The following is a 9,150-nucleotide window of genomic DNA, read 5'->3' as shown; positions in this document are numbered from 1 at the left end:
CTCGCGGTGACACCCCAGATGGTGTTCAGGGAGAACTGCATCTGGGCGAACACCGTGGTGGCACCAACGACCAAGGCCCCGAAGCCGAGCAGGGTCGGGAGCAGACCCGATTCCTCGATGCGAGACTGCGATACCGCCTGCTCAATGGCCACGGCGGCCTCCTCGCCCATGGTGCCCTGAAGCTGGGCCACGATCTGGCCCTGGGCGGCCTCTTCTCCCAGGACCAGACCGATCACCGTCACGGCGATGATCATCACCGGTGCCAGGGAAAACAGCGTGTAGAAGGCCAGTGACCCCGCATAGCTGAATGCATTGCGCTCCAGCCAGAGCTTGGTGGCCGCCTTGAGGACACCAAACCAGAAAAGAAATTCTTGCTTGATCACGTTAGTCCTCTCCCTGCATTTCCATTGAGCATACGCGAATATAATAGGGAAGATCGACGCCTGGCGTTGATTGCTGCACCCGGTCGGGCTGATCATAATGGACGATCACCCACCGTCAGGATCCACGATGACACCACCGGACACCGAGCTTTCCCATTACGACTTCGCCTGCCTGGTGTTCATCGGTCGCTTCCAGCCTCCCCACCTCGGCCATCTGGCGGTGATCCGCGAAGCCCTACAGCGCGCTCGTCAGGTCATCGTGCTGGTCGGCTCTGCCTGGCAGGCACGTTCGCTGCGTAATCCCTGGCGCTTCGACGAACGCCTGGGCATGCTACAGAGCGCCTTCGACGAGGAAGAAAGCGCTCGCCTGGAGATCGTTCCGCTGCTGGATGCCCTGTACAACAACGACGTCTGGGTAAGGGACGTGCAACGCAAGGTGCGTGATATCGCCAGGCCCGATCATGCCCGATTGCCGCGCATCGGCCTTATCGGCGCCAGTCGTGGCCAATCGAGCTACTACCTCTCGCTGTTCCCGCAGTGGGAGTCGGTGAGCGTGCCGCTGGTGGAGGGCATCTCGGCGAGTCAGATCCGCGAACGACTCTTCCGCTCACCTTCCTCGACCGAGGATTACCTCAGTACCGGTGCGGCTCATGATCTGCCACCCGGAGTATTAGAGGCGGTCGGCGAATTCACTGCCACTGAACACTATCGCCAGTTGATCGAGGAACAGCGACTGCTCGACCAGTATCGTTCCGCCTGGTCTCAGGCGCCCTACCCGCCGATCTTCGTTACCGTCAATGCCGTGGTGGTGCAGTCCGGCCATGTGCTGCTGGTCAAACGCACCGCTGCTCCTGGCAAGGGGCTCTTCGCCCTGCCCGGTGGTTTCATCAATCCCCACGAGCGCCTCCTGGATGCCTGCCTCCGCGAGCTTCGCGAACGCGTGCGCCTCAAGGTGCCCGAACCGGTACTCAAGGGCTCGTTGCGCGGCCAGCGCCTCTTCGACGAGCCGCACCGAAGCTGGCGAGGCCGCACCCTGGCCGAGGCCTTCTATTTCGCCTTGAGACCCGAACAGCAGCTTCCCCGGCTGAAGGCCGTCAAGGGAGGCGAGCATGCGCGCTGGGTGGCCCTGGCCGACCTGGAGCCGGACAATCTCTTCGAGGACCACTTCTTCATCATCCAGAATTTCCTCGGCCTGCCCGCCGATTTTGGCGGCGGGTAGGCCGGATACGCCGCAGGTGCATCCGGCGCAAGCCAGGGACTCAGGCCTGAAGGAAGTCGCGGGGCAACTTCATCATCTGCCGCCACAGCTTCTCGACACCGGGCTTGTGGACCAGCGAACAGCGATAGAGCCGAATCTCCAGGGGAATCTCCCATTTCTCACCACCAGCGCGCACCAGGCGTCCGGTCTTCAACTCTTCACGAATGCAGAAATCGGGGATCCAGGCCACCCCCATGCCCTGGAGTACCATGCCCTTGAGACCCTCGGCCATGGCCGTCTCGTACACGGTACGCAGACGCATTCTCAGCGGATCGTTCTTGAGCAGCATGCGCACGCTGCGGCCCAGGAAGGCGCCCTGGGTATAGGACAGGTAAGGAATCGGCTTCTGGCCTTCCAGGGTAAACCGCGGCTGCCCCCTGTCATCCGGCAGACTCACCGGCAGCATCTTGACCTGGCCGATGGAGAAGGACGGGAAGGCCTCGACGTCGAGTTGCATGCTGGCGTAGGGATCATAGTAGGCCAGCATAAGGTCGCAGTTGCCCTCACGCAGCACATGGATGGCATCACCCACGTTCATGGCCACCAGCCGTGTAGGTAACTCGCCCAGCCCCTTCTGAAGGCGCGAGATCCAGGGAGGGTAGAAGCTCAATGCCAGGGAGTGTGCCGCCACGATATCCAGCGCCTCATTGGCGATGGAGAGCCCGCGGAGATGTCCCAGGCTTTCATTGAGCTGTTCCACAAGATTGCGGGCGGTCACCAGGAAGAGCTGTCCCTCGGATGTGAGCGCCACCGGCGTGGTCGAGCGGTCGACCAGGGTCACACCAACCGCCTGTTCCAGGGAACGGATGCGTCGACTGAAGGCCGGCTGGGTAACATGGCGCTGGCGGGCCGACTCGGAAAAGCTCCGTGTGTTGGAGAGGGTGACGAAATCTTCCAGCCATTTGGTCTCAAGGTTCACCGGGACTCCTGACGTCGGTTCACTGGATAGGCGAGAGCAGGTAGGCGGCCCGGGAGACGATCTTTCGCCACAGGGCCCGCTCGGCCAGTTCATCGTGGTCGATACGGCGACAGTTGGCGAAGTCCCGCTCCAGCATCAGACGGACTTCCGCGGCGAAGTGCCGGTCCGGCAGGAAGGCGGTGATCTCGAAATTGAGCCGGAAGGATCGGTTGTCGAGATTCACCGTGCCGACGCTGGCCGCGACATCATCGATCAACATCACCTTCTGGTGCAGGAAGCCGGGTTGATAACGATAGACCTTGACCCCGGCCCTGAGCATATCCGGAAGAAAGGAGAAGGCGGACAGGAAGACCAGCAGGTGATCCGGCCGCTCGGGAATCATGATCCGCACATCGACACCCCGCATGGCGGCCAGGCGCAGGGCATCCTGCACGCCCTGATCGGGCACGAAATAGGGGCTGGTCACCCAGAAAAGCGACTGGGCGCTGTGGATGGCATGTTGAACCAACAGGCTGGCCGTCTCCTGGCGATCGGCAGGACCGGACGGGACGATCACCACATTCTGTGACTCAGCGAAGGTCCTTCGGGGCGTCCAGGCGAGATTGAGCACCTCCCCGGTAGCCCAGTGCCAGTCTTCCCAGAAGGCTTCCTGCAGGCCCAGTACGCTGGGGCCCGAAAGCTTGAGATGGGTGTCGCGCCAGGGGCCATGTCGCACGTCCTGGCCGAGATATTCCACACCGACGTTGAAACCACCCACCCAGCCCAGGTTGCCGTCCACCACCAGCACCTTGCGATGATTACGGAAATTGAGCTGGAAACGATGACGCCATCCGCGAGAGGAGTTGAAGGCGCTGACGTCTACTCCCTTGGTCGTGAGGTCTCTCAGGTAGTCGTCATCCAGATGGCGGCTACCGATCTCGTCATAAAGAAAATGCACCCGCACGCCGCGAGCCGATGCCCGTTGCAAGTGGGACTTGAGCGTCATGCCGAGGACATCGTGTCGCACGATAAAGAACTGGATGAGGATATAGTCCTCGGCCGCCTCGATTCCCGCGAAGAGGCTGTCGAAAGTCGCCTCCCCATCGACCAGCAATTCCGCACGGTTGCCGTGGGTCATCGGCATCAAGGCGAGCTGCTCCACGGCCCTTATGTCCGTGTCGGTGGCATCGGCAACATAGGGCTCTACGTGCTCTCGGAACTTGGCCAGGACCTGGCGGAGTACGGAATCGCGTTCGCCCCGGGCGGACACATAACCGTAGAAGCGTGGACGACCGAAGATCCAGTACGCTGGTACCGCCACGTAGGGCAGCGTGATCAGGGAAATAATCCAGGCGATGGCCCCTTGAGAGGTGCGACTGGACATCAGGGCGAGAATGGCCGAGACGAAGCCCAGCAGGTGCACCATGAAGATTGCCACACCGATCAACCAAGAGGTCATGAAGACTCCATCCGTCGCCCGTCGTCCATGCCCAAGAAGAACCGCCAGCCGACACACCACGCCGAGCCTCCCCCACTGGCGGCGGAGATGCTCGGCAGTCTTCGGAGAACGTCAGGCGCGCTCGGCAATGATTTCCTTCCACTTGGCGGGGCCGGTCTGATGAATCGAGGTACCCTGGCTGTCCACCGCCACAGTCACCGGCATGTCTTCCACCGCGAACTCATAGATGGCCTCCATGCCAAGATCCTCGAAGCCCACCACACGGGACTTCTTGATCGCCTGGGCGACCAGATAGGCGGCTCCCCCCACCGCCATCAGGTACACGGCCTTGTTGTCGCGGATCGCCTCGATGGCCACGGGACCACGTTCGGCCTTGCCCACCATGCCCAGCAGGCCGGCACGCTCGAGCATGTCGCGGGTGAACTTGTCCATGCGGGTCGAGGTCGTCGGACCGGCCGGCCCCACCACCTCATCACGGACGGGATCAACGGGCCCCACGTAGTAGATGAATCGACCCTGAAGGTCGACCGGCAGTGTCTCACCCTTGTCGAGCATGTCGATGATGCGCTTGTGGGCGGCATCACGACCGGTGAGCAACTTGCCGCTTAGCAGCACGGTGTCGCCGGGTTGCAGCGCCTGGACCTCTTCCGGGGTCACGGTATCCAGATTCAGCCGCGTGACGTTGTCACCGACCTCGCGGATGACTTCCGGCCAGTCCTCGAGCCTGGGCGTGGGCAATTGTGCCTGGCCACTGCCGTCCAGGGTGAAATGCACGTGCCGGGTCGCCGCACAGTTGGGGATGATGGCCACCGCCTTGTTCGCGGTATGGGTGGGATAATCCTTGACCTTGATATCCAGCACCGTGGTCAGGCCACCTAGCCCTTGGGCACCGATGCCGGTCCGGTTGACCTTGTCATAGAGCTCGAGCCGCAGCTCCTCGGCCCGGTTCGAGGGACCCCGCTCCTGGAGCAACTGGATGTCGACGGGATCAAGCAGGGATTCCTTGGCCATGAGCATGGCCTTTTCCGCCGTCCCCCCGATCCCGATCCCGAGCATACCTGGCGGGCACCACCCTGCCCCCATCTTGGGCAACTCGCCCAGCACCCAATCGACGACGCTGTCGGAGGGGTTGAGCATGGCGAAGCGGGATTTCGCCTCACTTCCTCCGCCCTTGGCCGCCACATGGATCTCGACCGTATCGCCGGGTACCAGCCGGTGGTGGATGACCGCCGGTGTATTGTCCTTGGTGTTCTGGCGCTTGCCGTCTGGATCGGCCAGAATCGAGGCACGCAGAATATTGTCCGGGAGCATGTAGGCACGACGCACGCCCTCATTGATCATGTCGTCGAGGCTCATGTCGGTCTCGAATCGAACCTGCATGCCGATGTTCACGAAGACGGTGACGATGCCGGTGTCCTGACAGATCGGGCGCTTGCCGAAGGCACACATCCGGGAATTGATCAGGATCTGGGCGATGGCATCCTTGGCGGCAGGGTTCTCCTCACGTTCATGGGCGGCCGCCATGGCATCGATGAAGTCCTTGGGGTGATAGTAGGAAATGTACTGCAGGGCATCGGCGACGCTCTGTATCAGGTCGTCCTGGCGGATCACGGTCATGGGCAAGGCGCTCCTGGGCGGTAATGATAGGCGCTCAACGGATTCACCCGGGGTGAATCGGCGCAACTGAAAAATTCAGGTGAATTGTACCCTACCGGTCGTTTTCTTGGCAGTAATCTCGAGGTGCACACCTTCTTTGAAGATCAAAAGATAACGGTATAAATTTTAAAATGGTGTAGCGATCTTCATGGGCCAGCAAAGCGCCCACCAGGCGCCTGTCGAGTTTGACCGATCGTCACGAAAATGACGGATTTGCAGCAGATCAGCGTCAAGTCCGACAGGCCCCTAACCGAGCGCCAGTTCCTGCTCCCGCAGGCTGTGCAGTTGATCGCGCAGACGCGCCGCCGCCTCGAATTCGAGATTCTGGGCCGCCTCGAACATGGAATCCTCCACCCGGGACACCGCCTGGCGAAGCTCGGTCGGTGACAGAGATGCGGGGTCGTAGATCGCCGAACCTTCGGCAACCTTGCGCTCCGACTTGCGACCCTTGCCCTTGCGGCCCGGTGCCTGAGCCGCCTCGAGAATATCGGCCACGGAGCGGCTCACCGAGGTCGGCGTGATGCCATGGGCCTCGTTGTTGGCAATCTGCTTGTCACGCCGGCGCTCGGTCTCGTCAATGGCGCGGCGCATGGAGTCCGTCACCCGATCGCCATAGAGGATCGCCTTGCCGTGGGCATTGCGAGCCGCGCGACCCATGGTCTGGATCAAGGAACGCTCGTTGCGCAGGAACCCCTCCTTGTCGGCATCGAGGATCGCGACCAGCGACACTTCGGGGATATCGAGGCCCTCGCGCAAGAGGTTGATCCCCACCAGGACGTCGAACTTGCCCAGGCGAAGGTCACGGATGATCTCCACGCGCTCCACGGTGTCGATGTCGGAGTGCAGGTAACGCACTCGCACGCCATGCTCGTCCAGGTACTCGGTGAGATCCTCGGCCATCCGCTTGGTCAGGGTCGTCACCAGTACCCGCTCCTCGACTTTCGTCCTGAGTGCGATTTCCGATAGCAGGTCATCCACCTGGGTGCTGGCCGGCCGCACCTCGATCTCGGGATCGATCAGGCCGGTGGGACGCACGACCTGCTCGACGACCTGGCCGGCATGCTCGGCCTCGTAGGGGCCGGGCGTAGCCGAGACGAAGATGGTCTGGGGGCAGATCGACTCCCATTCCTGGAAGGTCATGGGTCGGTTGTCGAGGGCCGATGGCAGGCGAAAGCCATACTCCACCAGCGTCTCCTTCCGCGAGCGGTCGCCCTTGAACATGCCACCCACCTGGGGAACGCTGACATGGGACTCGTCGATGAACAGCAGCGCATCGGCCGGCAGGTAGTCGAAGAATGTCGGCGGCGGTTCCCCCGGGTTTCGGCCGGAAAGATAACGGGAGTAGTTCTCGATGCCGTTGCAGTAGCCGAGCTCGAGCATCATCTCGATATCGTAGAGGGTGCGCTGTTCCAGTCGCTGGGCCTCCACCAGCCGATCGTGGTTGCGCAGCCAGTCGAGGCGCTCCACCAGTTCCGCCTTGATCTCATCGATGGCACCCAGGATGGTCTCCCGGAGCGTCACATAGTGACTCTTTGGATAGATAGTCATGCGCGGCACCCGGCCGCGGACCTCGCCGGTGAGCGGATCGAAGAGGCTGATGGTATCGACCTCGTCGTCGAACAGCTCGATGCGCACCGCTTCATCCTCGGCATCCGCCGGGAAGATGTCGATGACATCGCCGCGTACCCGGTAGGTACCGCGCCTGAAGTCCATGTCATTGCGCGTGTATTGCAGCTCCGCCAGGCGTCGGAGCATCTTGCGCTGGTCGATCTGCTCGCCTCGGGTGACGTGAAGGCGCATCTTCAGGTACTGATCAGGGTCGCCAAGGCCGTAGATCGCCGATACCGAGACCACGATGATGGCGTCGCGTCTTTCAAGCAGCGCCTTGGTCGCCGAGAGACGCATCTGCTCGATGTGTTCGTTGATGGAGGCATCCTTCTCGATGAAGGTGTCCGACGACGGCACATAGGCCTCGGGCTGATAGTAGTTGTAGTAGGAAACGAAATATTCGATGGCATTGTCCGGGAAGAACCCCTTGAATTCACCGTAAAGCTGGGCAGCCAGGGTCTTGTTAGGCGCCATGACGATGGCCGGGCGCTGCAGGCGCTGCACCACGTTGGCCATGGTGAAGGTCTTCCCGGAGCCGGTCACCCCGAGTAGTGTCTGGTGGGCAAGCCCCGACTCGAGACCGCCCACCAGGCTGTCGATGGCCTCGGGCTGGTCACCGGCCGGTTCGAATTTCGACTGCAGACGGAAGGGCTTGCTCATCGAGTCTCCTGGTCAGGGATCGAGGTGGCCGGCTGGCCCGATAGCGTCAGGCCGGTACGCTCAGGGTGGTGACTTCAACGGTGGAGGCGGTCATCAGGCGATGGATCGGGCACTTGTTGCTGATCTCCTCGAGTCGCGCCTGCTGGTCCGGATCATCGACCCCGTGGAAGGTCATCGCCACTTCGAGTCGATAGATCCCCTTGCGTTCCCCACTGTCATCTCGATTCACCGTGACGCTTACGCCCTCCAGCGGCCACTGCTTGCGGTTGGCATACATCTGCGCGGTGATGGCCTTGCAGGCCCCCAGGGACAGGTCGAAATAGTCGTGAGGATCCGGGCCGCTATCTTCCCCACCGAATGCCTTGGGCACGTCGACGAAGAGATCCTCGAACCCCTCGATCTGCACGCGTTGGCGATGGACGCGATTGCGCTCGCTGATGACCTCTATGGTCTTCTTCATGGTCTGGCCTCGTTCTGGTCAACGGATAACGATGGGGAGCTCCAGGGCCTTGACGGCCCGAATCAGCACCTCTCGACTGGCAGTGCCCTCCACGTCGGCACCATGGCGACCGACCTCCACACTATCCACGCCGTCGAGCATCATCAGCGCGGTGGTGATGCGATTGACCTGATCGGCGGATTCCACGCCCTCGAAACCGAGCGTCTCGAAACTGAGCGACTGGTGCATGGTGAAGGCCTCCGGGTGTGACATCCTGTGGTGGATCCTTAACCGCCAGATTCTACCATGGGCCGGATAGCTCGGCAGCGGTTGCAATCTCCTCGCGTCGCCCGCATACCCTGGTTTGTAGAAGTGGATTTCATCACCGCACATCACCCCCCCGGAGGGAGCCAATGACCGACTGGACAGCCGAGCTCGCCGCGCAGCGACCGAGAGACGATCGCATCAATTTCGCTACACCGGATCAGGCAAGGCTGGCGTTGGATGGCACGGTCATTACCCCGCTTGTGCATCTCGGCGTCCTGGATATCAAGGGTCAGGACGCCGAGACATTCCTCCAGGGCCAGACCAGCGCCCAGGTAACTCTGGCCGATGGTGACTTCGCGCCTCTGACCGTGTTCTGCACGCCCAAGGGCCGAATGCTGGCCAATGCCCAGCTGTGGCGCGTGGCCGAGGGTCACTTCCGGCTCCTGATGCACCACAGCTTGGTCGGCTCGGTCGCCAGTCTTCTCAGGAAATTCGCTCCCTTCTACAAGGTGACGCTGGAGG

The 9,150-nt window shown here is 61.9% G+C and carries 8 protein-coding genes and 1 pseudogene; 2 read left to right on the top strand and 7 right to left on the bottom strand.

All coding sequences use genetic code 11. The features are described from left to right. A partial coding sequence (locus ACESMD_RS02405) for a YihY/virulence factor BrkB family protein (protein WP_372609998.1) occupies window positions 1–383 on the bottom strand: 383 nt, incomplete at its 3' end. A 127-nt stretch (window positions 384–510) separates the two neighbouring features. Here ACESMD_RS02405 and ACESMD_RS02400 point away from each other — a divergent pair. Continuing rightward, window positions 511–1,602: a bifunctional nicotinamide-nucleotide adenylyltransferase/Nudix hydroxylase gene (locus ACESMD_RS02400; RefSeq protein ID WP_372609996.1), complete on the top strand. Its 1,092-nt coding sequence runs from the start codon at window positions 511–513 to the stop codon at window positions 1,600–1,602. Between the two features lie 40 nt (window positions 1,603–1,642). Here ACESMD_RS02400 and ACESMD_RS02395 read toward each other — a convergent pair whose 3' ends face one another. The 6 genes from ACESMD_RS02395 to ACESMD_RS02370 form a co-directional block, all read right to left on the bottom strand. Further along, entirely contained in the window at window positions 1,643–2,560 is a 918-nt protein-coding gene (locus tag ACESMD_RS02395; protein WP_372609994.1) for a LysR substrate-binding domain-containing protein, read from the bottom strand. Between the two features lie 19 nt (window positions 2,561–2,579). Then, window positions 2,580–3,998 carry a cardiolipin synthase gene (gene cls, locus ACESMD_RS02390; protein ID WP_372609992.1) on the bottom strand — a complete coding sequence of 473 codons (1,419 nt, stop codon included), beginning with the start codon at window positions 3,996–3,998 and terminating at the stop codon, window positions 2,580–2,582. Between the two features lie 111 nt (window positions 3,999–4,109). Further along, a complete protein-coding gene (locus ACESMD_RS02385) occupies window positions 4,110–5,615 on the bottom strand; it encodes a fumarate hydratase (RefSeq protein WP_372609990.1) in 1,506 nt (501 codons plus the stop codon). Between the two features lie 285 nt (window positions 5,616–5,900). Then, window positions 5,901–7,922 carry an excinuclease ABC subunit UvrB gene (gene uvrB / locus ACESMD_RS02380; RefSeq protein WP_372609988.1) on the bottom strand — a complete coding sequence of 674 codons (2,022 nt, stop codon included), beginning with the start codon at window positions 7,920–7,922 and terminating at the stop codon, window positions 5,901–5,903. Window positions 7,923–7,968: 46 nt separating this feature from the next. After that, window positions 7,969–8,382 (bottom strand): OsmC family protein, encoded by a 414-nt coding sequence (locus ACESMD_RS02375; RefSeq protein WP_372609986.1) that lies wholly within the window; start codon window positions 8,380–8,382, stop codon window positions 7,969–7,971. Window positions 8,383–8,400: 18 nt separating this feature from the next. Next, window positions 8,401–8,634, bottom strand: a complete 234-nt coding sequence (locus ACESMD_RS02370) for a hypothetical protein (protein WP_372609984.1) — start codon at window positions 8,632–8,634, stop codon at window positions 8,401–8,403. A 140-nt stretch (window positions 8,635–8,774) separates the two neighbouring features. On the opposite strand from ACESMD_RS02370, the pseudogene ACESMD_RS02365 reads away from it, so the two are divergent. Continuing rightward, window positions 8,775–9,150: pseudogene (locus ACESMD_RS02365) on the top strand (folate-binding protein); the annotation flags it as partial.

Source organism: Halomonas sp., from assembly GCF_041689495.1.
GTDB lineage: Bacteria > Pseudomonadota > Gammaproteobacteria > Pseudomonadales > Halomonadaceae > Halomonas.
The sequence above is the reverse complement of the archived record's forward strand: the minus strand, read 5'-3'. Positions and strand labels throughout refer to the sequence as shown.